Source organism: Enterococcus sp. DIV1315a, from assembly GCF_051712325.1.
Lineage (GTDB): Bacteria > Bacillota > Bacilli > Lactobacillales > Enterococcaceae > Enterococcus > Enterococcus faecalis.
The window spans coordinates 896,308-920,477 of record NZ_JBIOOS010000001.1; the positions used below are offsets into that span (position 1 = coordinate 896,308).

At 38.0% G+C, this 24,170-nt stretch carries 25 protein-coding genes and 1 other RNA gene; 18 read left to right on the forward strand and 8 right to left on the reverse strand.

Annotated elements, in window-relative coordinates:
- Positions 1–3: 3 nt before the first annotated feature.
- From IGJ03_RS04350 to IGJ03_RS04370, 5 genes are all read left to right on the forward strand, one after another.
- The gene (locus tag IGJ03_RS04350) at positions 4–864 is read left to right on the forward strand and encodes an L-ribulose-5-phosphate 3-epimerase (RefSeq protein WP_375804679.1); all 861 of its coding nucleotides are present in this window, start codon (positions 4–6) and stop codon (positions 862–864) included.
- Positions 854–1,564 (forward strand): L-ribulose-5-phosphate 4-epimerase, encoded by a 711-nt coding sequence (locus tag IGJ03_RS04355; RefSeq protein ID WP_202522445.1) that lies wholly within the window; start codon positions 854–856, stop codon positions 1,562–1,564. The genes IGJ03_RS04350 and IGJ03_RS04355 overlap by 11 nt, the downstream gene beginning before the upstream one ends.
- 257 nt (positions 1,565–1,821) lie before the next feature.
- The gene (cbpB, locus tag IGJ03_RS04360; protein ID WP_002382126.1) at positions 1,822–2,310 is read left to right on the forward strand and encodes a cyclic-di-AMP-binding protein CbpB; all 489 of its coding nucleotides are present in this window, start codon (positions 1,822–1,824) and stop codon (positions 2,308–2,310) included.
- An 80-nt stretch (positions 2,311–2,390) separates the two neighbouring features.
- The gene (gene dapD / locus IGJ03_RS04365) at positions 2,391–3,092 is read left to right on the forward strand and encodes a 2,3,4,5-tetrahydropyridine-2,6-dicarboxylate N-acetyltransferase (RefSeq protein ID WP_002358012.1); all 702 of its coding nucleotides are present in this window, start codon (positions 2,391–2,393) and stop codon (positions 3,090–3,092) included.
- 36 nt (positions 3,093–3,128) lie between these two features.
- Entirely contained in the window at positions 3,129–4,298 is a 1,170-nt protein-coding gene (locus IGJ03_RS04370) for an N-acetyldiaminopimelate deacetylase (protein ID WP_002393436.1), read from the forward strand.
- A 44-nt stretch (positions 4,299–4,342) separates the two neighbouring features.
- Here the strand turns inward: IGJ03_RS04370 and IGJ03_RS04375 are convergent, their stop codons facing one another.
- On the reverse strand, positions 4,343–5,263 hold the full coding sequence (locus IGJ03_RS04375) for a mechanosensitive ion channel family protein (protein WP_002382128.1): 921 nt from the start codon (positions 5,261–5,263) through the stop codon (positions 4,343–4,345).
- A gap of 169 nt (positions 5,264–5,432) precedes the next feature.
- On the opposite strand from IGJ03_RS04375, the gene IGJ03_RS04380 reads away from it, so the two are divergent.
- Both IGJ03_RS04380 and IGJ03_RS04385 read left to right on the forward strand, forming a co-directional pair.
- Complete coding sequence (locus IGJ03_RS04380) at positions 5,433–5,795, forward strand: hypothetical protein (RefSeq protein ID WP_002358008.1); 363 nt, start codon at positions 5,433–5,435, stop codon at positions 5,793–5,795.
- Between the two features lie 28 nt (positions 5,796–5,823).
- Entirely contained in the window at positions 5,824–6,696 is an 873-nt protein-coding gene (locus tag IGJ03_RS04385) for an aldo/keto reductase (protein WP_375804680.1), read from the forward strand.
- 50 nt (positions 6,697–6,746) lie between these two features.
- Here IGJ03_RS04385 and IGJ03_RS04390 read toward each other — a convergent pair whose 3' ends face one another.
- Together IGJ03_RS04390 and gloA are read right to left on the reverse strand one after the other, a co-directional pair.
- Positions 6,747–7,469, reverse strand: a complete 723-nt coding sequence (locus IGJ03_RS04390; protein WP_002358005.1) for a gamma-glutamyl-gamma-aminobutyrate hydrolase family protein — start codon at positions 7,467–7,469, stop codon at positions 6,747–6,749.
- Positions 7,470–7,611: 142 nt separating this feature from the next.
- Entirely contained in the window at positions 7,612–7,986 is a 375-nt protein-coding gene (gene gloA / locus IGJ03_RS04395; protein ID WP_002358003.1) for a lactoylglutathione lyase, read from the reverse strand.
- Positions 7,987–8,134: 148 nt separating this feature from the next.
- Between gloA and IGJ03_RS04400 the strand changes: the two genes are divergently transcribed.
- Positions 8,135–8,581, forward strand: a complete 447-nt coding sequence (locus IGJ03_RS04400; protein ID WP_002397797.1) for an NUDIX hydrolase — start codon at positions 8,135–8,137, stop codon at positions 8,579–8,581.
- Between the two features lie 63 nt (positions 8,582–8,644).
- Here the strand turns inward: IGJ03_RS04400 and yidA are convergent, their stop codons facing one another.
- From yidA to IGJ03_RS04415, 3 genes are read right to left on the reverse strand one after another with little or no spacing between them, the layout of a single operon-like run.
- Entirely contained in the window at positions 8,645–9,457 is an 813-nt protein-coding gene (yidA, locus tag IGJ03_RS04405) for a sugar-phosphatase (protein WP_002358000.1), read from the reverse strand.
- An 18-nt stretch (positions 9,458–9,475) separates the two neighbouring features.
- Positions 9,476–10,846 (reverse strand): dNTPase, encoded by a 1,371-nt coding sequence (locus IGJ03_RS04410; protein ID WP_002357999.1) that lies wholly within the window; start codon positions 10,844–10,846, stop codon positions 9,476–9,478.
- A complete protein-coding gene (locus IGJ03_RS04415) occupies positions 10,843–11,658 on the reverse strand; it encodes a lipoate--protein ligase family protein (RefSeq protein ID WP_375804723.1) in 816 nt (271 codons plus the stop codon). Before IGJ03_RS04415 ends, IGJ03_RS04410 begins: the two co-directional genes overlap by 4 nt.
- A gap of 331 nt (positions 11,659–11,989) precedes the next feature.
- On the opposite strand from IGJ03_RS04415, the gene IGJ03_RS04420 reads away from it, so the two are divergent.
- The 3 genes from IGJ03_RS04420 to IGJ03_RS04430 all read left to right on the forward strand — a co-directional run bounded on the left by IGJ03_RS04420 (position 11,990) and on the right by IGJ03_RS04430 (position 15,039).
- On the forward strand, positions 11,990–12,427 hold the full coding sequence (locus IGJ03_RS04420; protein ID WP_002382132.1) for a DUF1934 domain-containing protein: 438 nt from the start codon (positions 11,990–11,992) through the stop codon (positions 12,425–12,427).
- Positions 12,428–12,503: 76 nt separating this feature from the next.
- A complete protein-coding gene (rpoE, locus tag IGJ03_RS04425; protein WP_002357996.1) occupies positions 12,504–13,121 on the forward strand; it encodes a DNA-directed RNA polymerase subunit delta in 618 nt (205 codons plus the stop codon).
- A 307-nt stretch (positions 13,122–13,428) separates the two neighbouring features.
- On the forward strand, positions 13,429–15,039 hold the full coding sequence (locus IGJ03_RS04430; protein WP_002357995.1) for a CTP synthase: 1,611 nt from the start codon (positions 13,429–13,431) through the stop codon (positions 15,037–15,039).
- Between the two features lie 84 nt (positions 15,040–15,123).
- Here the strand turns inward: IGJ03_RS04430 and IGJ03_RS04435 are convergent, their stop codons facing one another.
- Both IGJ03_RS04435 and recU read right to left on the reverse strand, forming a co-directional pair.
- Positions 15,124–17,460, reverse strand: coding sequence for a PBP1A family penicillin-binding protein (locus tag IGJ03_RS04435; protein WP_010825146.1), 2,337 nt, complete (start codon positions 17,458–17,460; stop codon positions 15,124–15,126).
- Between the two features lie 41 nt (positions 17,461–17,501).
- Positions 17,502–18,119, reverse strand: coding sequence for a Holliday junction resolvase RecU (recU, locus tag IGJ03_RS04440; RefSeq protein WP_002388848.1), 618 nt, complete (start codon positions 18,117–18,119; stop codon positions 17,502–17,504).
- A 62-nt stretch (positions 18,120–18,181) separates the two neighbouring features.
- Between recU and IGJ03_RS04445 the strand changes: the two genes are divergently transcribed.
- From IGJ03_RS04445 to nth, 7 genes are all read left to right on the forward strand, one after another.
- Positions 18,182–18,724, forward strand: coding sequence for a DUF1273 domain-containing protein (locus tag IGJ03_RS04445; protein WP_002369608.1), 543 nt, complete (start codon positions 18,182–18,184; stop codon positions 18,722–18,724).
- Positions 18,725–18,817: 93 nt separating this feature from the next.
- Positions 18,818–19,228, forward strand: a complete 411-nt coding sequence (gene gpsB / locus IGJ03_RS04450; protein WP_002363721.1) for a cell division regulator GpsB — start codon at positions 18,818–18,820, stop codon at positions 19,226–19,228.
- Between the two features lie 107 nt (positions 19,229–19,335).
- An RNA gene (gene rnpB, locus IGJ03_RS04455) (RNase P RNA component class B) lies at positions 19,336–19,704 on the forward strand.
- Positions 19,705–19,941: 237 nt separating this feature from the next.
- Positions 19,942–21,105 carry a THUMP domain-containing class I SAM-dependent RNA methyltransferase gene (locus IGJ03_RS04460; RefSeq protein ID WP_002357989.1) on the forward strand — a complete coding sequence of 388 codons (1,164 nt, stop codon included), beginning with the start codon at positions 19,942–19,944 and terminating at the stop codon, positions 21,103–21,105.
- 18 nt (positions 21,106–21,123) lie between these two features.
- Complete coding sequence (locus IGJ03_RS04465) at positions 21,124–22,620, forward strand: carboxypeptidase M32 (RefSeq protein WP_002360566.1); 1,497 nt, start codon at positions 21,124–21,126, stop codon at positions 22,618–22,620.
- Positions 22,621–22,652: 32 nt separating this feature from the next.
- Complete coding sequence (locus IGJ03_RS04470) at positions 22,653–23,369, forward strand: DnaD domain protein (RefSeq protein WP_002357986.1); 717 nt, start codon at positions 22,653–22,655, stop codon at positions 23,367–23,369.
- 14 nt (positions 23,370–23,383) lie between these two features.
- Positions 23,384–24,031, forward strand: a complete 648-nt coding sequence (nth, locus tag IGJ03_RS04475; protein ID WP_002357985.1) for an endonuclease III — start codon at positions 23,384–23,386, stop codon at positions 24,029–24,031.
- Positions 24,032–24,170: the final 139 nt, after the last annotated feature.

The window sequence follows — 24,170 nt, forward strand, 5'->3', positions numbered from 1 at the left end:
AAAATGGCACGAATTGGACTGTATGAAAAAGCACTCCCGCAAAATTTAACTTGGGCAGAACGATTAACATGGGCCAAAAAGTTAGGGTTTGATTTTTTAGAAATGTCAATTGATGAATCCGATGAACGTTTAGCACGATTGGCTTGGACACCAAGCCAGTTACAAGAACTTTATCAATTAATGGTGAAAGAAGATTTTTTTATCCATTCTTTGTGTTTAAGTGGTCATCGGCGGTTTCCTTTAGGCTCTTTAAATAAAGAAATACGTGAAAAAGGGCGGAAAATTTTATCTCAAGCGATTCGTTTGGCTCATCAATTAAACATACGGGTAATTCAAATAGCTGGCTATGACGTCTTTTACGAAGAAAAAACTGCCGAAACAAGGGAATTTTTTCTTCAAGGTCTGAAAAAGGGCGTTGAGGAAGCTGCACAATACGGTGTCATTCTGGCTGTTGAGATTATGGATGACCCTTTTATGAATAGCATACAAAAATTTCTAGAAATTAAGGAACAAATTCCGTCTCCTTTTTTGCATGTTTATCCTGATTTAGGTAATTTGTCTGCTTGGCCGGAAAATAATCCGGCGGTTGAGCTTGAAAAGGGAATTGCTGAAATCGCTGCTATTCACTTAAAAGATACCTTCGCTGTAACAGACACATTTGAAGGGAAGTTTCGGGAAGTTACTTTTGGAGAAGGCTGTGTTGATTTTACAGGCTTATTGAAAACACTCAAGCGGTTAAACTATAGTGGTCCTTTTTTAATTGAAATGTGGAATGAAACGGATTTGAATTTTCAAGAAAAAATTCAAGCCGCGCAGCAGTATCTCTATCCCAAATTAGCAGAGGTGGGTTATTATGAACAATAAAGCGATCATCCAAGCAATGAAACAACGTGTTTATGAAGCGAATCTGGCTTTGCCAAAACTGGGCTTAGTCAAATTAACGTGGGGCAATGTTAGTGAAATCAATCGGTCATTAGGGATTATCGTAATTAAACCAAGCGGCGTCAAGTATCAAGAAATGACCAAGGAACAGATGGTAGTGACTGATTTAAACGGACAACTATTGGAAACCAATGCATTAAAGCCGTCTTCTGATTTACCCACGCATCTTTATCTTTATCAAAAAATGCCAGAAATTGGAGCGATTGCGCACACGCACTCCCTGAATAGTGTTACATGGGCTCAAGCAGGGCGAGCCTTACCTCCTTACGGTACCACCCATGCGGATGCTTTTTATGGCGCTGTACCTTGCACAAGAGCGCTCTCTGAAAGTGAAATTAAAGAAAACTATGAAGAAGAGACTGGCAAAGTCATTGTTGAAACATTTCATGAACAAGAACTAGATCCTTTAGCAATTCCAGGAGTGCTAGTTTATGGACATGGCCCATTTACTTGGGGAATGACTCCGGAAAAAGCAGTTGAAAACAGCTTGATTTTAGATGAAATCTGTTCAATGGCACGTTTGACGGAAATAATTAACCCAGCTGTTGAACCAATTGATCATTTTTTATTGGATAAACACTATCTTAGAAAACATGGGATTTACGCTTATTATGGTCAGTAATGGCTGTGATGAAACGTGTGAAAAAGAAGGATAATTGACTGATTAATTGGTCTTTTATAAAAACTTAGTTGTCTGTTATGGGACAACTAAGTTTTTGTTTTTTTAAGAAAGCGTTCTCTTATTTTGGGGGAGAATAGAACAAAACGTTAATTTTCGTTTGTTAAGTTATGAAGAATTTGCGAATTCCAAGACTTTTTCCGCAGAATTAGGTACAATAAGTTACGTGTTAAAGAATTAGAAATGGAGGCAACCCAATCATGATAGGGACTGCTGTAAAAGAATTATTATTAGAAAAACAAGAAACGTTTTTAGTACCTGCCGAAAATGTCGCCAATGTAATGTGTTTAAATCCTTTAAGTCACGCGGCATTAGTCTTATCGAAAGTTCGCTATTCCAAGATTCCTGTGTTAGATAAGGGAGATCGCTTTGTTGGCTTAATCGGCTTGACAGACGTTGTAGATAAAATGTTTGATTTGACTTCAGTGGATTTTGAAAAATTGAATGAATTTACTGTGGCCGATGTAATGGAAGTCAATGTTCCTGTAATTGGTGAATCGTGGGATTTAGAAGAAGTGTTACATTTATTAGTAGATGCTTCTTTTTTACCAGTGGTTGATGATAATCAACGCTTTAAAGGTATCATTACACGCAAAGAAATTTTAAAAGCGGTCAATCATATGGCGCATGAATTAGAAAAACATCATCTTGTTCTGCCTAAATCAGAAGAAGAAATGAAAGTAATTTAAATAAAACGCAAGAAACTCTTTACTTTTTTCTCATAAATGCGTTATTCTGTATGATAACACGAAGTAAAGGAGTGCTGTGATTGGACGCATATGAGATTATTCAGTATATTGGCGATGCCAAAAAGCAAACACCTGTTAAAGTAACACTGAAAGGGCAATTAAAAGAAGTCACGTTTCCGGAAACAATTAAGGTCTTTAATAATTGTAAAACTGGGACATTGTTTGGCGATTGGGCTGACGTAAAACCTTTTTTAGAAGCAAACAAAGAAAAAATTGAGGATTATGTTGTAGAAAACGATGCACGTAACTCAGCAATTCCTTTTCTTGATCTGAAAGACATTAATGCTCGGATTGAACCAGGTGCTTTGATTCGCGAAAAAGTTGAAATTGGCGATCAAGCGGTGATTATGATGGGGGCTATTCTAAATATTGGCGCCGTCGTTGGTGCAGGGACTATGATTGATATGGGCGCTGTTTTAGGCGGTCGTGCAACTGTAGGGAAGCATTGTCATATTGGCGCAGGAACGGTTTTAGCTGGTGTCATTGAACCACCAAGTGCCGCACCTGTGGTTATTGAAAACGAGGTTGTCATTGGAGCGAATGCGGTCGTACTAGAAGGGGTTCGTGTTGGTGAAGGTGCCGTTGTGGCTGCTGGGGCAGTAGTTGTGGAAGACGTTCCAGCGCATACCGTTGTCGCAGGAGTGCCAGCAAAAGTAATTAAACAAATTGATGATAAAACCAAGAGTAAAACAGAGATTTTAGAAGAATTACGTAAACTCTAAAAATAAATTAGTCAGTCGCGATGAAGAAACTTCTTCATGGCGGCTTTCGATTACCCCAAAAATGAAGGAGTGGCTTTTGTGGAGCAAGAAGAATTAATTGCGATTAGACGGCAACTACATCAAATACCTGAAATCGGTTTAGAAGAAAAGGAAACACAAGCCTTTTTACTTAATGAAATTGATAAAATGAAGCAACCTTATCTGCAAGTTCGAACATGGCAAACGGGGATTTTAGTCTTCATAGAAGGCAAAAATCCTCAGAAAACCATCGGCTGGCGTGCTGATATTGATGGTTTGCCTATTCAAGAGGAAGTGGTTTCTGCTTTTCAATCAAAACGACCAGGGTTTATGCATGCCTGTGGGCACGATTTTCACATGACAATCGGCTTAGGGGTTTTGAAAGAATTAAGTCAACAGCAACCAGACAATAACTTTTTATTTTTGTTTCAACCTGCTGAAGAAAATGAAGCAGGGGGGATGTTGATGTATGAAGACCACGCGTTTGGTGAGTGGTTACCTGATGAATTTTATGCGCTTCATGTTAATCCTGATTTGCCAGTCGGAACTATTAGTACCAGAGTAGGGACATTGTTTGCTGCCACTTGTGAAGTGAACATTACCTTAAAAGGAAAAGGTGGACATGCGGCTTTTCCGCATCAAGCAAATGATATGGTCTTGGCGGCTACCAATTTAATTCAGCAAGCGCAAACGATCGTTAGTCGAAATGTTGACCCTGTGGTCGGGGCAGTCGTTACTTTTGGGACTTTTCATGCAGGGACTGCCTGCAATGTGATTGCCGAAGAAGCAACTTTATCTGGTACAATTCGCACATTGACAGCAGAAACTAATGAACAAACGCAGCGAAGAATTCGCGAAATTAGTGAAGGTATTGCGCAATCTTTTCAATGTGAAGTAACTGTTCATCTTGATCAGAAAGGGTATTTACCTGTAGTGAATGAGCCCGCATGTACCACGAATTTTATTGAATATATAAGCAAACAAGCAACAGTTCAATTTCAACAAGCACCGGTTGCAATGACAGGTGAAGATTTTGGCTATCTATTGTCTAAAGTCCCAGGCACGATGTTTTGGTTAGGCGTGGCAAGTCCCTACAGCCTTCATTCTGCTAAGTTTGAACCCAACGAAGAGGCGTTATTGTTTGGAGTGGAGGCAGTTAGTGGGTTTTTAAAATCATTGGACAATTAGAAAAACAGCCACCAGATAACTAATAAATATCTGGTGGCTGTTTTTTATTTTGCAATAATGGGCGTATTGGGAATCGTAAAGCCGGCCTCTGTTAATGCTTTGATATATTGGGCTAGAAATTCTTCTTTGACCGCAAATTGTTTGCCGTTTAGTACATACATGGTCGTTCGCACCGCAAAGTTGCCATTGCCTAAATCGACCATACCAAAAATATCTGGCCCAGTTTGAATACTTTCGATATACTTTTCTTTTAACGTTTCATTGACTTCTGTAATCACTTCACAAATTTTTTCATAACCTTCTTCAGGATTGATGCGGACATCAATTAACACTTGCATATTGGCACGAGACAGGTTACTGATTGTGGTGATGTTTCGGTTTGGAATAAAATGAACAGTTCCATCAACCGCTTTAATTTGAGTGGTTCGTAATCCGACAGAAGTAACAGTTCCTTCAATATTTAACGCCAATAAGCGAATATAATCGCCTACATCCATTTGTTGTTCTAAAATAATGAAAAATCCGGTAATTAAGTCATTCATGAATCCTTGAGCCCCTAAACCAATGGCAACACCGGCAATTCCCGCTCCGGCTAATAATGAGCCAACAGGCACACCGACAATGGTCAAAAGAGAATAGATGAAGAAAAAGAACAGCGTATATTGAAATGCATTAATAATTAAAGTGTGTAACGTTTTTAAACGGCTTTCACTAAAATGTTGCTTTTTACTATAATTTGCATAGGTGCGATCAATTAAATATTTCCCGATTCGCTGAATGATAAAAAATAGAAAAATTAAAAATAAAATTGATAAACTTTTTTCAATTAAGGTAGCGACAATGGCATCCCAATTAATATTGTTCCAAAAGCGTTGTAGCGCGCTCACTTTTTTTACGGTCGCTTCTGCTAAATCAGGAGCAGAAGAATCGACTGTTTCAGTACTGGCTAAACCAAGTATCAACATAAAAATCCAACTTTCTCTAAAATTTCTTCTTTTAGTATACTAAATCTCTCGGCGAAAGGGGAAGAAAATAGAAAGTTTTTTTTAAGACTTAACATGTTTTTTTAGGAATGTTATAATTTTGTAAATAAATAATATATTTTATAATTTTGTTAAAGGTTGTGAGTGCTGCGTGAAAGTTTCAATTGAATGGGCAAAAAATGATTTACTTTCTAAATTACCTGTAACAATTTTTATTGATGAGCGATGTGCTACTCGCTTAACGGCTGACAAGCGACGAACATTCATCTTCCATAATCCAGTCGCTTTACGATTAGGGAGTCGTTTTTTTAGTAGTCAGATAATCGAAATTGCGGAATCATGTACATTGAAAGTTTCCTTTAATTGGTCCTGTGTTTATCTCTTTTGTATCTGGTTACTTGCAGTTAAACTGTGGATTGGAAGCGTTAGCGGTCGAACAATTGTAGTTGTGGCACTAATCGGAGTGCTGACCTATTGGCGTCGTTATTTATTGAAAATAAAGAAAATGACCTGACGAGTCGTGATTGTTTCGTGAAAGAAGAATGCGTAGTATACTAAAAGTAATGAAAATGAAGGGACTGAAGAAACACATGACTTTGGATAAAACAAAAAAATTAGCAAACAGCAATGAAATGCCACGCCTAGGTTTAGGTGTTTGGCGTGTAGAAGATGGCTCAGAAGCAACAAATTCAGTAAAATGGGCTTTAGAAGCGGGTTATCGCTTGATTGATACGGCAGCCGTTTATAAAAACGAAGCAGGGGTGGGCGAAGGCATTCGTCAATCGGGTATTCCCCGCGAAGAAATTTTCGTGACGACGAAATTATGGAATGAAGATCAAGGCTATGAAAATGCGATTAAAGCGTTTGATAAAAGCTTAGAAAAATTAGGGTTAGACTATGTTGATTTATATTTAATTCACTGGCCTGTTGCTGGTAAATATAAAGAATCATGGAAAGCATTAGAAGAAATTTACGCAAGTGGTCGTGCCAAAGCAATTGGCGTTTCCAATTTTCATCAACATCATTTGGAAGATTTATTAACAGAAGCAAATGTTGTGCCAATGGTGGATCAAATTGAATTACATCCTACGTTAACACAAGAACCGCTACGAAAATATTTAGCCGAAAATAAGATTGCCGTGGAGGCTTGGTCTCCTCTAGGACAAGGTAATTTATTATCTGAACCAGTACTAGTGAAAATTGGTGAAAAATATGGTAAATCAGCGGCCCAAGTGATTATTCGTTGGCACTTACAAAATGATATTATCGTGATTCCTAAATCTGTTCACGAAAAAAGAATTCAGGAAAATTTTGCTGTCTTTGATTTTGAATTAACACCAGAAGAAATAACCGCAATTAATCAGTTAAATAAGGATCATCGTTTTGGTGCAGATCCAGATAATTTTGATTTTTAAGTATGATAGCAAGTAAAAACGGAGGGGCGAAAGACGTCCCTCCGTTTTTACTATAATTTTTGAACAAAGTAGTTAAAGAGTGCTTGGGATTTGGCATCACGTGCGTACATTAGTTCAGGATGCCATTGAACAGCTAATAAAGGCTGCTGTTCATTTGTTGATTCCACTGCTTCTGCAAGGCCATCAGAGGACCAAGCAGTAACGCGTAAATCTTTTCCTAAAGTATGTAGTGCTTGGTGATGGTACGAGTTGACTTGACCAGTTGTACCATATATGTTTGATAATTGACTGTCTGGTTCAACATCAATACGATGCGTCGCAAAGATTGGTTGAGTGGGTTGTTGTCCGTGCTTAACTGACCATTGAGGATACATCGATAAATCTTGATATAATGTGCCACCTAAAGCAACATTGACTAATTGCATTCCACGGCAAACCGCAAAAATAGGTTTGTTTTGTTTTAAGGCTTCTTCAATTAGGGCTAACTCAAACTCGTCACGATCACGATTCGTTTCTTCTAATTTTATATGGGGTTCTTGTCCGTAAAATTCAGGGGCAACATCTTGACCGCCTGCTAAAAGTAGTTTATCAATTTGTTGTATATACGTAGCGGCTAATTCTTTGGGGCCAATTGGCAAAACGAGAGGAACGCCACCTGCGGCTTGAACAGCGCTAACAAAACCTTGTGGGGTGTAAGTCACTTGGTTACCGTGAAACACTTCAGCTGCCTGCAAAAGTTGATTGCCAGCGATTCCAATAATTTTTTTTGTCATAATAACATCACATCCTCAATAAATTCATACGTTCTATTGTAGCACTTTTTTTGAAAAAAGTGTTTGAGAAGAAGTCGAGACAAGTTTTGTCTCGGACAGCTCTCAAACACAAAAAGCTCAGTAAGTGAACAAGTGAAACTTTTTAACGTTCACGAATGACTTCGATTTTATAACCATCTGGGTCGACAACAAAGTAATAAGATGGTGCAGTTCCAGGTAAGCCTTTTAAGTCAGTAACAGTTAAGCCAGCCGCTTGATGTTTTTCGTGTAATCCTTCTAAATCATCTGTACTGATGGCGATATGACCATAACCGTTTCCTAAATCGTATGCTTCATGATCATAATTATAAGTTAGTTCTAGTTCGTAGTCGTCTCCTGGTAAAGTTAAATAAACCAAAGTAAATTTATTTTCTGGAAAATCACGACGGCGACTTTCTTCAAAATTGAAGGCTTTTTGATAGAAATCTAATGATGCCTCTAAATCTTTTACACGCACACATGTATGAGCCATTTTCATAGTTAAAAACTCCCTTTCAAACTTAATTATATTTCCAACGTTAATAGTAGCATAGATAAACGTGAAATGTAGAGAAAAACGCTTGGTTTCTGACTTGTTCTAAAGGAATTTCTCAGGTAAAATAGATGAAAAGAGAAGAGGTGCGCCAATGAAAACGCCAACGTTTGGAAAAAGAGAAGAGACATTGACCTATCAAACAAGATATGCTGCATACATTATTGTTTCAAAGCCAGAAAATAACACAATGGTTCTGGTACAAGCGCCAAATGGAGCTTATTTTTTACCAGGAGGCGAAATTGAAGGCACCGAAACGAAAGAAGAAGCGATCCATCGAGAAGTGCTAGAAGAATTGGGAATTAGTGTAGAAATTGGCCGTTATTTAGGGGAAGCTGATGAATATTTTTATTCGAACCATCGCCAAACTGCCTATTATAATCCTGGATATTTTTATGTAGCGAATACTTGGCGGCAACTTAGCGAACCCCTAGAAAGGACCAATACTTTACATTGGGTTGCACCAGAAGAAGCAGTCCGTTTATTAAAAAGAGGAAGCCACCGCTGGGCCGTTGAAAAATGGCTAGCGGCATCATCATAAAATAACGAATAACCCTCAATCTATGTTGATTAGATTGAGGGTTATTGTTATTGAAAAGAATGTTTAAATTAAAACCATTTTTTCAATAATTTGAGCGACACCATCTTCGTCATTACTAGTGGTATGCACATCGGCAATTGTTTTAACATTTTCTGTCGCATTGCCCATCGCAACACCAATCCCAGCGTAATCAATCATGGATAAGTCATTTTCATTGTCACCAATGGCCATCACTTCGTCTTTATTTAAGCCTAAATGGTCTGCCAATTTTGCTAGAGCATTGCCTTTGCTAGCATTTTTATTCATGATTTCATAGTAAAAAGGCGTACTTTTAACAGTCGTATATTTTTCGGTAAAATGTAATGGTAATTTTGCAATGGCAGGATCTAAAACTTCCGGCTCATCAATCATCATCATTTTAATAATGTTCATCTCTGGTGTCATTTCATCCACCGTACGATATTTCAAAGGCATGTTCACTAAAGATGCTTCGTGAATCGTATATTTACCAATATTGCGATTGGCAGTGTAAATAGCGGAATCATCAATTGTGTGCAAGTGAGCGCCGACTTTACGAGAATACATTTCAATTTCTAAAAAATCCTCATAACTTAAGGTATAGCGTGAAATAATCGCATTATCTTTGGTTGCTTGGACAAGCGAACCGTTGTAGGTAATCACGAAATCATTTTCACCATATAAGGCTAATTCATCCAATTGTTCTTTCACGCCTGGCAAAGGACGGCCTGTACATAAAACAATACGAACGCCTTGCTCATTTGCTTTTTGGAGCGCTTCTTTGACCCGTGGGGTAATCTTGTGTTGTGAATTTAGCAATGTTCCGTCGATATCAATAGCAACTAACTTAATTGACATAGAATCCTCCTAGAAAACCTATTTTTTTAAAACTAACGCACCATTATGAATGTAACTTGAAAACTCACGATACGTCTCATCAAATAAATCGTAATGTTTTTTATTTCCTTGGTCAAGCATTTCTTTAGGGAAATAGAAACGTTCATCTCCTTGACTTTGACCAGCAAGTGCTGCAACTAGGGGACTGACCGTTGCCAATTCCACTAATGAGCCATCTTTTTGCATTAATTCAATTTGTGTACGATGACGGTCTTTATTTGGACGATAAAAATCGTAAGGTAAATCATAGCTTGAATTAATGGCAGTATAATATTTAGGGTTGAAACCAACTTTTTCAATCAATTCCCTTAAATAAGCAATCGTTGCTGCGCTCTCTTTTTCGTTCGTAAAGGTGGCTGACTTCAGAGGCTTACGCATAAGGAAACGTTTGGCTAAATCACCTAGAATTGAATCAGGCACATCCATCCATTGTGTAAAGTACGTAGAGAGGACGCCATCATCCAATTTTAAATATTCTTGTAAGGTGAAGTCCCCTTTAAAGAATGGTACAAGCAGAGAGGCTTGTAAATCATAGTCAAATTCAGGGTTTTCAAATAATTCTTTCGCCCGATGCAATAAATGATCAAGAATCACTTCCATCCCACGAGAAACAGGGTGGAAATAGACTTGGACATACATTTGGTAACGACTAACGATATAGTCTTCCACCGCATGCATCCCATTCATAGCAAAGGCAATGCCTCCTTTGTATGGTCGAATCACACGTAAGATTCTAGTTAAATCGAAAGTTCCGTATTCCGTCCCTGTAAAGTAAGCATCACGTAACAGATAGTCCATGCGATCGGCATCAATTTGACTAGAAATCATTTGCACCACTTGAGGATTTGGGTATTGTTTAGTAATAACGCTGGCGACTTTTTCAGGAAAATCTGCCGAAACACGATTTAAAATTTGATAGACTTCCGTTTCTGGTGAGGTGATGATTTGGACCGTGATTGCTTCATGGTTTGTATCAAAAATATGCTCGAATGTATGTGAATAAGGACCATGACCGACATCATGTAATAAAGCTGCGCAAAGTGTAATCAGGCGCTCGTCATCATTCCAGCCGTTTTCACCTAATCGTTCCACAGAGTAGTTACGTTGGAAAATCTCACAGATCCGACGTGTAATTTCGTAAACCCCCAAAGAATGGGAAAAACGACTATGTTCGGCACCGTGAAACGTAAAAGAAGAAGTGCCTAGTTGCTTAATGCGACGTAATCGTTGCACTTCAGCAGAATTAATAAGGTCTAAAATCACTTGATGTTGGACATGAATATAATTATGGACGGGATCACGAAAAACTTTTTCGATTGGTAATCGTTGCTCTTTATACGGAATCGTCATACGATCTCTCCTTTAATTAAGGCGTTTCGTTGCGCCATTTTTTCCAGCTGGACAGTTAAATTTGTTTGGAACCATTCTGAGGTTATAATTGGTTCGGTTAAGTTTGGATCAATAGATTTTTCAAATTGTTGAGGTAATGCTTCGATTAAACGGGTTTTTACGGCGTCTATTGTTAATGGAGTCTCAATCAGGGTTTCTAAATTTGCCATCACTGCTGGATCAACGGGTGGATAGCCATTTTCACCAAATTGTTCTTGTAAACCAGCAAGGTAAAAGTCTCGAACCACTTCTCCACGAGCAAGTTGATTGCCGTTAATACTGATGTAAATCATGACAGCAATGCCGTCTTTGACGCGTCGTTGGGCAATCCCAGCAAACTTTTGACCGCCAATACTTAAATCATAAGTACCGGGACAATAGGATGTGGTAATTTCAAAGGCGTCAATCTCTTTCTCCGGAAAACTCTGACGGAGCCAAGCCCACATTAATTCATAAGCCGCATCGATACTTAATTTGTGTTCAGAATTATTTGGTAAAATAAGTGAAACATTTAAAATACCCGAATCGGCAATCACCCCTAAACCGCCGGCATTGCGAACGACTACAGAATAATTGTTTTCTTGCAGAGAAGCGATGCCTTCTTTTAGATGTGGTACACGGGTATCTTTCATGCCAAGAATCATTGCTTGATCCAATTGCCAGAAATGAATGATTGGTTGGTGCTGCATTCCTGAAAAAGTGGTTAAAACATCGGTCAAGGCAAAAGGTAAAAAATAGTCACTGTTTGTTAAACAACCTGAATCAAGGAGCATAAAGGATTCAGTGTGAAGGGGAAAAGTTGTGCTCATAAAAAACGTCCTGTCTATTTATAATTACGTCATTTAATACGTTTATTTTCTTACTCTCTCTTATATTATATACAAAAAATGCAAAAAAGCATGTTATATAAACGAATTCTGAAGGAATTCTCTAAAATAGTAAACGGTTTTCTTATTAAATAGATGAAACAAATGCTTGCAACCCGTGAAAAGAGCTTATACAATAAGAAAAGGTACATAAACAAGGAAAAATTGACTTTAGTTGACAAATATATTGAAAAAGTCAACAATAAGAAAGTTATATTTTGGAAAAGGAGTGACCATTATGGATTTATCAACAGGCGTTCCTGTATCGATTCAACTAAAAACGATTGTCCAACAAGGCAACGAACAAAAAGATTTTTTCTTTGACTTAGAAGGTCAATTAGTAAAAATGGGTGATACATTATACATTCGTTACAAAGAAGAATTATTAGAGGATACAGAGCCAACCCCCGTAACCATTAAAATTGAACCAGACGGGCATGTTCAGCTGATTCGTGCCGGTGAATTACGGATGCGTTTAAGATTTGGCTATCAGGAAAAATTAGATACAAGTTATCGAACCCCTTATGGCTTGCTACAGATTAGTACGTTTACCCATAATTTGCGTGTTAGTTTAAAAGATCAACCAATGTCTGGTAAGATTTTAGTTGATTATGATTTATACTCTCAAACAGAGCGAATCGGAGAATATCATTTAGAATTAGAATTTACTGCATAAATATTGCAGAATAGAATTGATTTTTTTTCAATGTTTTTGTATGATAAGGAGTAGACTGTGAAAGGACGTGTACCTCTTGGAAATTAATGTATTTGAAGGGTTAAACAAAAAAGAATTATCCATGATTGAAGTAGCACACGCTATTTTAGAACAACATGCAGATGTAATGGATTTTTCTGATTTAGTTAACCAAATCCAAAATTATCTTGGCAAGTCTGATAGTGAAATTCGTGACCAATTAGCACAATTTTATACAGATTTAAACATCGACGGTAGCTTTATCTCATTGGGAGACAATCGTTGGGGCTTACGTTCATGGTATCCAATCGATTCAATCGATGAAGAAGTTACACATGGCTTGGAAGAAGACGAAGAAGATGCACCACGTCGTAGAAAACGTAAAAAAGTAAATGCCTTCATCACTAATCCAAACGATGAAGATGTAATTGACTATAACGATGACGATCCAGAAGATGCTGAATTAACAAATGATGATGAAGAAGACATCTTGTACGATGATGAAGAAGATGAAGATGAAGAAATCAAAGCATACAACTCTGACTTACAAGAGATTGGTGCAGATTCAGACGATGATGAAGAAGACATTCCACAAATCGAAGAAGATTTAACAATCATTGATGACGATGATGTTGAAGATGAAGACGATTTTGATGACGAATATTCTGAAGAGTAAGAAACCAAAAAGCTTGATTCCTAAGAAGGAGTCAAGCTTTTTAGTTGAATGCTTAAGAAAAATGAGAAAATAGAAAAAATTATTTTCTTGAATAGAAGTACTTGACCTGATGTCCGTTTGCTTGTATTATACTACTTGGGCACCTTTAAGAAGGTCAGAAGTTTGAACGAACTTACAAGCTCCCTATTCGTAATGGATAGGGAGCTTTTCTATTTTTGTTTCTTTTTTATTTGGAGAAACGTAAGAGTCTCAAAGTTGTTTTACTTCTCTCTACAAAATATTATCAAAGAAAGGGTTTTTAACTATTATGACAAAATACATCTTTGTTACAGGTGGCGTGGTTTCTTCTATCGGAAAAGGGATTGTCGCAGCATCTTTAGGACGATTATTAAAAAATCGTGGATTAAAAGTAACGATTCAAAAATTCGATCCATATATTAATGTGGATCCGGGGACAATGAGTCCTTACCAACATGGAGAGGTTTTTGTCACAGATGATGGTGCCGAAACAGATTTGGACTTAGGTCACTATGAACGTTTTATTGATATTAACTTAAATAAATACTCAAACGTAACCACTGGGAAAATTTATTCAGAAGTCTTACGTAAAGAACGTAAAGGGGAATACTTAGGTGCAACAGTGCAAGTTATTCCACACATTACCAATGAAATCAAAGAAAAAATCATGCGTGCAGCGAAAATGACAGATGCCGATGTGATTATCACAGAAGTAGGTGGTACTGTCGGCGACATCGAATCATTACCTTTCCTAGAAGCATTGCGTCAAATGAAAGCTGATATGGGTAGTGACAACGTAATGTACATCCATACAACCTTGATTCCTTACTTAAAAGCGGCTGGCGAAATGAAAACTAAACCAACACAACATAGTGTCAAAGAATTAAGAAGTTTAGGGATTCAACCAAATATTTTAGTGGTCCGTACGGAATTACCTGTTTCTCAAAACACTAAAAACAAATTAGCACAATTCTGTGATGTTAATCCGGAAGCGGTAATTGAATCTCGTGATGTTGAAACGTTATACTCCATTCCATTAGCACTTCAAGCACAAAACATGGATCAAATTGTTTGTGATCATTTAAAATTGGACGCACCGGCTGCAGATATGACTGAGTGGCGTGCATTAGAAGAAAAAGTTCTTAACTTGAAAAAGAAAACAAAAATTGCGCTGGTTGGTAAATATGTTGAATTACCAGATGCCTATATTTCTGTTGTAGAAGCATTAAAACATGCTGGGTTTGATTTTGATTCAGATATCGAAATTGATTGGGTTGATTCACAAGAATTAACTGCTGAAAATGTCGCTGAAAGAATTGGTTCAGCAGATGGTATTTTGGTTCCTGGTGGTTTTGGTGATCGTGGAATTGAAGGAAAAATTGAAGCGATTCGTTTTGCTCGCGAAAATGACGTACCATTCCTTGGTATTTGTTTAGGTATGCAAATGGCCTGTGTAGAATTTGGTCGTAACGTTGTTGGCTTAGAAGATGCTGGTTCTGCAGAAACTAACCCTGACGTGACAAATAACATTATTGATTTAATGGCAGATCAAGAAAACATTGAGAATTTAGGTGGCACACTACGTTTAGGTTTATATCCATGTAAATTGAAAAAAGGAACGAAAACTGCGGCAGCATACGGAAATGAAGATGTTGTCCAAGAACGTCACCGTCATCGTTATGAATTTAACAATAAATATCGTCAATTATTTGAAGAAAATGGCTTAGTTTTCTCTGGAGTTTCACCAGATAATCGTTTAGTTGAGATTGTTGAAATTCCTGAAAAACAATTCTTTGTGGCTTGTCAATTCCACCCAGAATTAATTTCTCGTCCAAATCGCCCACAACGCTTAATCAAAGGATTTGTTGGTGCAGCTTTGGCAAATAAAGAAAGTAAATAAGCAAAAATGGACGAAGTGATTCAGTTCACTTCGTCCATTTTTACTCTAAAAAAGGTACGGGGCTCATCATGAGCCCCGTACTTTTTATGCAGCTTTATTTTCATCTGGTTTAGAACTACTTTCAGGTGGTTGCGGTGGTTCTTGTGAACTAGAACTTGAAGGTTCAGGTGGTTGTTCCGATGTTGCCGGTTGCTCTGCTGAGGAAGAGCTTGCCGGTTGTTCGGTTGATGGTGGCGCTTCAGAGGAAGAAGGCGCACTTTCTGAACTAGAACTTGATGAACTTTCCGCTTCTTTTGTGGAAGAGGATTCCACCGTACTGCTAGATTCCGGCTGTGGTGCTGAAGAGGTAGTACTTGGTAAAACTTGTACATTTGGTACCTCATAGGCATCTTTCACGTATAATTCATTACCTACCCGCACAACACTGTCTGGCTGCACCCAGTCATCGTTTGAAACATTTTGAGACAAGTAACTCATTATTTCACGATAAACATCCGAGGCAATCCCATAGTATTCTTGATAGATTGGTGTATTTCGATCATTGTATCCAGTCCAAACAGAAACGGCATAGTGTGTTGTATAACCAACAAAGGTACTATCCGGGGCAATTCCTTTTTCTGTTGTGCCCATTCGCGCTAAATCTTCATCAGTATAGTTAGAAGTCCCTGTTTTGGCCGCTTGGATTAAGCCTGGAATGGCGCCGTTAAATCCTGTTCCGCCGTTTAAAACATCTTTTAACATATCCGTCATCATATAGGCGGTAGAGTCTTTCATTGCACGTTTGCCATCAGGTTGATAATCAACGCTAGTTCCATCATTGAAAACGACTTTGTTTACGTAATACGGTTTGTTATAAATCCCGTTATTGGCGAAAGCCGCATAAGCTGCTGCTAACTTCAATGAGGAAATCCCGTATTTATCGCCATCTACATCGCTTGTGTTACTTGAAATGGCATTTGACGCTTCTAAGTTTTTATAGTCAATTCCTAGTCCTTTAATGAAAGGCATGATGTTTTCTTTACCAACTTCATCAAACGTCTGGACCGCGGTTGTGTTACGAGAACCCATAATCGCACGGCGCATAGTAATGACGCCTTGATATGTTAAATCAGAGTTGAAGACATCAATGTCGGTACCAGGATATTTCGTTGGTTTATCCACCATGAGGCGACCTGTCGAATAATTTAAATTCTCAATTGCGGGACCATAATCCATGATTGGTTTCACGGTTGAACCAACATCACGTTGGGTGTTAACAGCTAAATTGTTTCCTAATTGCACATCATCAGGAATGTGACGACCACCAATTTGTGCTCGGACTTGTCCAGAGGCAACATCAATAACGGTTGAAGCCACTTGCATTTTATCATCTGGAAACGCAACGTATTGATCACTGTTGACAATATCGTAAAGTTGTTTTTGGGCATTCATATCTAAGTTTGTGTAGATATCTAGTCCGTCTGTGTAAACATTTTTACCAGTTTTTGCTTTCACTTCATTGATTACTTCTTTGACGTAATTATCTACGACTTTTCGATTGTCATCACTGGCTTTTAATGGCACTAAGCCTTCATCGATTGGGGTAGCTTTGGCTTTTTCGTACTCTGCTTTCGAGATTTTTTTATTGTCGTACATTGTGTAGAGTACAACATCCCGGCGTTCTTTAGCAGTATCTGGTTTTGTATAGGGATCGTATGAGTTTGGCGCTTGTGGCATTCCTGCCAGTAGGGCCGTTTGTGGTAAATCAAGTTCAGATAAATGTTTACCATAATAATTTTCAGCCGCTGTTTCCATTCCATAAAAACCATTCGCCATGTAGACTTTGTTAATGTAGTAAGTTAAAATTTCTTCTTTTGATTTTTCACGTTCTAAACGAACAGCCATCCATGCTTCTTGTGCTTTCCGTTTCAAGGTTTGGTCAGATTCTTTTGTAGAGAAGTAGGACAATTTAATTAATTGTTGGGTTAAGGTACTTCCGCCTTGTAATCCACCATTTTTGACATTTGAAAGGGCAGAACCGATAATCCGAATCGGATCCACACCAATGTGTTTATAGAAACGACGGTCTTCGACAGAAACAATGGCATCTTTTAATAATTGAGGCACATCATTTGGTTGAATTAATTCACGCTTTTCTGCGCCTAAATCCTCAAAAATTTCATTATTAATATCGTAAAGCTTCGATGAAACTGTCGCATTCAGTTTGTCATCTTCTAATTTTGGGGCTTGTCGTGCATAGAACCAAAAAAGACCAACGCCTGCTAAAAAAGCGACCATCCCAGCGATAAGTAAGCCAAGAAAGATTTTTAAAACAAGCCGTTTTTTCTTTTTCGGCGGTTGTGTCTTTTTCTTGTAACTCGACTTCGATGAGGTGTTGGATGCATGTCTAGCAGCTCGCGAGCCTGAATTTGAGGTTGGCATAAATAGCAACTCCTTTGTTATACTTTCAAAACTTTATGAATCTAGTGTGTCTGAATATATTGTTCCACTGCGTCGAGATAAGGGATTCGCGGTGCGATTCCAAAAGATAATTCAATTCCTTCTTTCTCGATGAGTGCAAGCGGCATAGATTTTTTTCCAGTAACTGCTTGGTTTTTCCAATGCGTTATTAGATTTTCACCACTAAAAAAGAAGCAGCGTTTTAAGCTTGAAAACCATAATAGCACAAAACAAATCCCTTGTTGTGCTATACATTGTTCCATATGATCAATTTGATGTTGATGAAAATTTTTAAAGGGAAAGGACGTGGTGTTTTTCGTTTCTTTCGCTTCAAAATCTATGTAACGGCCTTGATATACACCGTTATAATCAGTCGTTGAAGCTTGTCTAAAGTAGGCCTCCTTAATAACAGCCGCACTTCGTTTGGGATAATCTACTTTAACAATTTGAACAGGAGTGGGTTTCTTATGAACGACTGCTTGCTTATTCAATAGATAATATTGATTGCTTTGATTGATCGCTTCTTCGAAATCCATCCCACGATTACCAAATTCAACGGGGCGTTTCTTTTTTACTTGTTTTTTTGGTGATTGTGCTTCATGATGATTATAAGGTATTCCGTTAGGATAATGGAACGTCACGTTTATCACACTCCTAGCCTGTATTATACCAAAAAAAAGACCTGAAAGAAAAGGGATGACTTATGGAAATGATAAAAACCCTCTATGTCACCGGTTATCGCAGCTTTGAATTGGGGATATTTCAAGGAAAAGACCCGAAAATCACAGTTATTAAAAATGTCTTAAAAAAAGAGTTAGCCAGTTATATTGAAACGGGAGTAGAATGGATTTTGATTTCTGGCAATTTAGGTGTTGAACTTTGGACAGCTGAAGTAGTTGGGGAATTAAAAACGGAATATCCAGAAGTTCAGCTAGGTTTACTTTATCCGTTTAAAGACTTTGGCAATAATTGGAATGAACAAAATCGAGAACTGTTAACGAAAGCGGAAAGTTTGGCTGATTATATCAACTCAGTAAGTCACCAGCCCTATCAATCGCCAGCACAATTAAAAATGCATACAAAATTTCTTTTGGAACATTCTGGGGGCAGCTTACTTATTTATGACAAAGAGTACCCTGGCAAAACGGAGTATTTTTTAAAGGACGCACAACATTTTTCGGAACGAGAACCCTATGATATTCGCTTAATTACAATGGATGATTTACAAAACTCGGTGATTGATTAGAGAATCTGTTTGATTTTCTAGCTATTTTTCGTTACAATAGTATTTGTGGAACTATGAAATTTTCTATCGTAAATAAACAAATGAGGTGTAAACATGGCAAATTTAGTATATAGTCCTAAAGACATTTTACAAAAAGAATTTAAAACGAAAATGATGAACGGGTATGACCCAATTGAAGTAGACGAATTTTTAGACAATGTCATTAAAGACTACGAAGCTTATAATAAAGAATTATTAAGCTTGCAAGAAGAAAACAGCCGCTTAATGGCAAAATTAGACCAATTATCAAAAGCCCAACCAACGCCTCGTGTTGCTCAAGAAGTACCAAAAAGTGCAGCAGTGACCAACTTTGATATTTTAAAACGTTTATCAAACTTAGAGCGTGAAGTTTTTGGTAAAAAGTTAGATGAAACACCTTCAACACCTGTAACGCCTTCTGCACCGTCAATGCCTGCAGAACCAGCGAATCATGATGTTGATAATGCACAAACACGTCAATTTTAACAAGACAATTTAAGTCAAGTTTTCACGAGGAACAGAAAGCATTTGTTAGAATAGCGGACACTTGTTTTAGTGTATAAATTTTTGCTGTTCGTTTAAACAGATTTGTAATTTTCGGGTGATCGCGGTTTGCTTTTGCAAGCTGAGGAAAGTCCATGCTCGCACAAGCTGAGATGCTTGTAGTGTTCGTGCTTAGCGAAATCATAAGCTAAGGTACTCTTTTAGAGTAACGGCAGGAAAAATGACTAAGGTTTCGACTATGTCAAAGTATCCTTGAAAGTGCCACAGTGACGAAGCGATGTGGGAAACTCCATCGGTGGAACGCGGTAAACCCCTCGAGCGAGCAACCCAAACAATGGTAGGGGCGCTCTTCTAAAGGAAATGAACGAGTAGAAGAGGCAGAGTTTACTCTGCAGATAGATGATGACCGTCACCAATTTTTCCTGAAGAATTGGTGATACAGAACATGGCTTATAGAAAATTACAAGTAATTCAGGAAGACCTTCCAACGTAGTTGTGAAGGCTTTTTTTACGAAAAGAATAAAAAAATGTTAAAATAAAGAAACTGAGATAAAAGTAGTAAGCTGTCTGTTCTAAAGAGGCCGGGACAGGACCGTTTAGTTCAGAGAAAGCGGACAATTATAAAAAACAAGCGGAGCAGTAGTCGGCAGGACTGTTAGCTCCAGACAATAAAAAAGAGTCAAGAAGGAGTTTTTATGACGAAAGAAAAAACATTCAAACTTGTTGCAACGGCTGCTAGTGGCTTAGAAGCATTAGTTGGAAAAGAATTGCGTGATTTAGGTATTCCCTGTGAAGTAGAAAATGGCCGGGCCGTCTTTGAAGGCACTGTTGAAACAATTGCTACTGCCAATTTATGGCTACGGACAGCAGATCGGATTAAAATCGTCGTTGGCGAATTTAACGCCTATAGTTTTGATGAATTATTTGAAAAAGTTAAAGCACTTCCTTGGGAAGATTATTTGCCTTTAGATGCAGAATTTCCAGTTGCAGGTAAATCAATTAAGTCAAAATTGTATAGTGTTCCTGATTGCCAAGCCATCACCAAAAAAGCCATTGTTAACCGTTTAAGAGAAGTTTACCATCGTCCAGCGACGGTGCCCTTAACTGAAACAGGAGCTTTGTTTAAATTAGAAGTGGCTCTGCTAAAAGATAAAGTGACGTTGACGTTGGACACGACTGGGCCAAGTTTATTTAAACGAGGCTATCGCATTGAAAAGGGGGGCGCACCTCTTAAGGAAAACATGGCAGCTGCTTTAGTGATGTTGACCAATTGGCGCAAAGATCGTCCTTTTTATGATCCAGTTTGTGGTTCTGGAACGATTTGTATTGAAGCAGCGTTAATTGGCCATAACATTGCCCCTGGCTTTAATCGTAGTTTCACTTGTGAAACATGGGATTGGGTTGATCCAGCAATTTTTGAAAAAGTACGTAACGAAGCCGAGGCAAAGGCAGACTACGATGTTGAATTAGATATCTGTGGTTCAGATGTTGATGGACGAATGATTGAAGTCGCACGGGCGAATGCTGAGGAAGTTGGTTTAGGTGATTCAATTACCTTTAAACAATTGGCCTTAAAAGATTTTACAACCGAGAAGGAATATGGTGTAATGGTAGCTAACCCGCCTTATGGTGAGCGTTTAGGAGAAGAGGAAAGTGTTCGTCGTTTGTATAAAGAAATGGGCCATGTTTTCCGTCCGTTAACTACTTGGAGCAAGTATATACTGACGAGTGATCTTGCTTTTGAAGAATATTATGGTGCCAAAGCTACTAAAAAACGGAAGCTTTACAACGGAGCCTTACGAACAGATTTATTCCAATACTGGGGAACACGTCCACCAAGAAAACCACGGGAAGACTAAGAAAGCTGGTGTAAAAAAATGAAGGAAGCTGTATTTTTACAAGAAGTGAAAGAAATTCAATTACTAAAAAATGCCTTGACATTATTAGACTGGGATTCATCAACTGGGATGCCAGAAAAAAGTAGTCCTTTTCGAGGAGAAGTAGAAGGGTATTTAACCGGATTATATTTTGAACGAAGTATTGGCCCAGTTATTCAAGAAGCATTGGCCTATTTTGAGACACGCCCTGAAGAATTATCTGAATTAGGGAAACTGGTTTTTGAAAAAGTAAAAGAAGAATATGCTTTGAATAAAAATGTTCCAGCTGAACGTATGCAAGAATATGTTAAAGTATTAAACCAAGCACATACAGATTGGCTAAAAGCACGCGCTGCACAAGATTTCGGCTTGTTAGAAGAAACCTTAACGAAGGTCGTTGCGTTCCAAAAAGAGTTCATTCCTTATTGGCAAAAAGAAGAAAAAACTCCGTATGATGTGTTATTAAATCAATTTGAACCAGGGATGACGGTTGAGAAACTAGACCAAGTATTCGACCAAGTAAAACAAGGGATTCAAGAGATTCGGACCGTTTTAGCAGAAAAAGGTACGCCGCCTAGAACTGACTTTTTATCTAGAAAAATGACCAAAGAACAACAACGCCGTTTTGTGATTGGTGTGGTTGAGCAATTAGGCTATGATTTTTCAAAAGGCCGATTAGATGATACAGTTCATCCATTTATGACAGCTCTAAATCGAAATGATGCGCGGATTACTACGCGCTGGGAAGAAAATAATTTCTCAATGGCAACATTTGGTGTGATTCATGAAGCGGGTCATGGGATGTACGAACAAAATTTTGATCCTAAATTTGACTTTACGCCGCTAAGCGAAGGTGCCTCTATGGGGATTCACGAATCACAATCGCTCTTTAATGAAATTATCATTGGTAGCAACCGGGCTTTTTGGCAAAAACAATACCCGTTTTTCCAAGAATGCGCAGAAGGTACTTTTGATGATATTGCTTTTGAAGATTTCTATGCTTCTTTAAAAGAAACGAAAGCAAGTTTGATTCGGATTGATTCCGATAGTCTCACCTATCCTTTGCATATCATTATTCGTTATGAAATTGAGAAAATGTTGTTTAATGGTTCTTTGGAAGTCGCTGATTTGCCAAAAGTGTGGAACGAAAAATACCAAGAGTACTTAGGCGTATCACCTGAAAATGATTTAGAAGGTGTCCTTCAAGATGTTCATTGGTCTGGAGGTAGCTTTGGTTATTTCCCATCTTATGCCTTGGGTTATATGTACGCCGCGCAACTATTTCACGCAATGAAACAAGAATTATCTGTTGATGAAATTTTAGCTTCGGAGGATTATTCTGATATCCGTAAATGGTTAACACAACATATTCATCAGTACGGCGCTTCACGTAAACCAAATCAATTAATTTATGATGCAACGGGAGAAGAATTGAATCCTAGTTATTTAATTGATTATATGAAAGCTATTTATTTTGATGTTTATCATGTGCAATAAGTGAAACAAGCAAGGGGAAGTGGACAACAACAATGTTATCAATTCGTGAATATTTAGAAGCTGGTGAAACAACAATCTCAAACTTACTATTTGATCATTACCAAAAAATTGGTTTGAAAGATGATGAATTTCTCTTTTTACTGCAACTTTTTCGTTCGCAAAATGCAGGCGATTTATTTCCAGACTTAATGGCGATTGCAGAGACGATGGGTAAAACGCCAGATACGATTTATAAGTTGTTAAATCAATTGGTTTCTCGCGGATTTATTCGAATTGAAACACAACAAAACCAAAAAGGTCAAATGATGGATACGTATGATTTACTGCCTGTTTTTCAAAAGATTCAATTATTTTTACAAACGAGCAAAGAAAAACAAGTTGTCGCAAACCACGAAGATGAAATTAAACAGCTTTACCAAGGCTTTGAAAAAGAATTCGGACGTCCACTTTCACCAATTGAATTAGAAATGATTGGTCAGTGGTTGAACACGGACCATTATTCCCCTGAATTAATCCGGTTAGCGTTGCGAGAAGCCGTTTTAAATCAGGCCTATAGTTTGAAATATATTGATCGTATTTTACTTGCGTGGGAGCGTAAAAATATTACCACCAAAGAACAAGTGGCTGCTGATCAGAAAAAACGAAAAGATTCTATGATTCAAAATGAGATTGAACAACAAGGTCAGACACAAGAATCGTTGCCAAAGGTTACATTACACAATTGGTTAAATCCAGAAGACAGTGAATAAAAAGGAGGTGGGCCATGCTATCAAAAGAGAAAACGATGGAAGCTATTGAAATTATGTATGAGATGTTTCCAAATGCAGAATGTGAATTAAAACATAAGAATCCTTTTGAATTATTAATTGCTGTGATTTTAAGTGCGCAAGCAACCGATGTATCGGTAAATAAAGCGACTCCTGGTTTATTCGCAGCTTTTCCAACACCAGAAGCTTTAGCAGCTGCGCCGGTGGAGGAGATTATTGCTAAAATAAAAACCATTGGCTTATATCGCAATAAAGCAAAAAATATTAAAGCATGTGCACAACAACTTTTAGAACGTTTCAATGGAGAAGTTCCGCAAACCAGAGATGAACTGGTCAGTTTACCTGGCGTGGGGAGAAAAACAGCCAATGTAGTAATGGGAGATGCTTTCGGCGAACCGGCTTTTGCAGTAGATACACACGTGGAACGAGTGTCCAAGCGCCTTAGAATTTGTAAGCTAAATGCGAATGTTACTGAAGTTGAGCAGACCTTAATGCGTAAAGTTCCGAAAGAACTCTGGGTGAAAACGCACCATACCATGATTTTCTTTGGACGTTATCACTGCCTAGCAAGAGCGCCTAAATGTGAAGCCTGTCCGCTACTCTATATGTGTCAAGAAGGCAAAGAACGGATGAAAGGGAAATAACACATTTTTTCCTAAAAAAGCGAGCCACAAGTCCAACCGACTTGTGGCTCGCTTTCTTTTTTTTGATTTTTAAGAAACGCAACAAATGATTGCGGTTTCTTAAAAATTGATTTAGTATAGACAGTGTGGTATATACTAG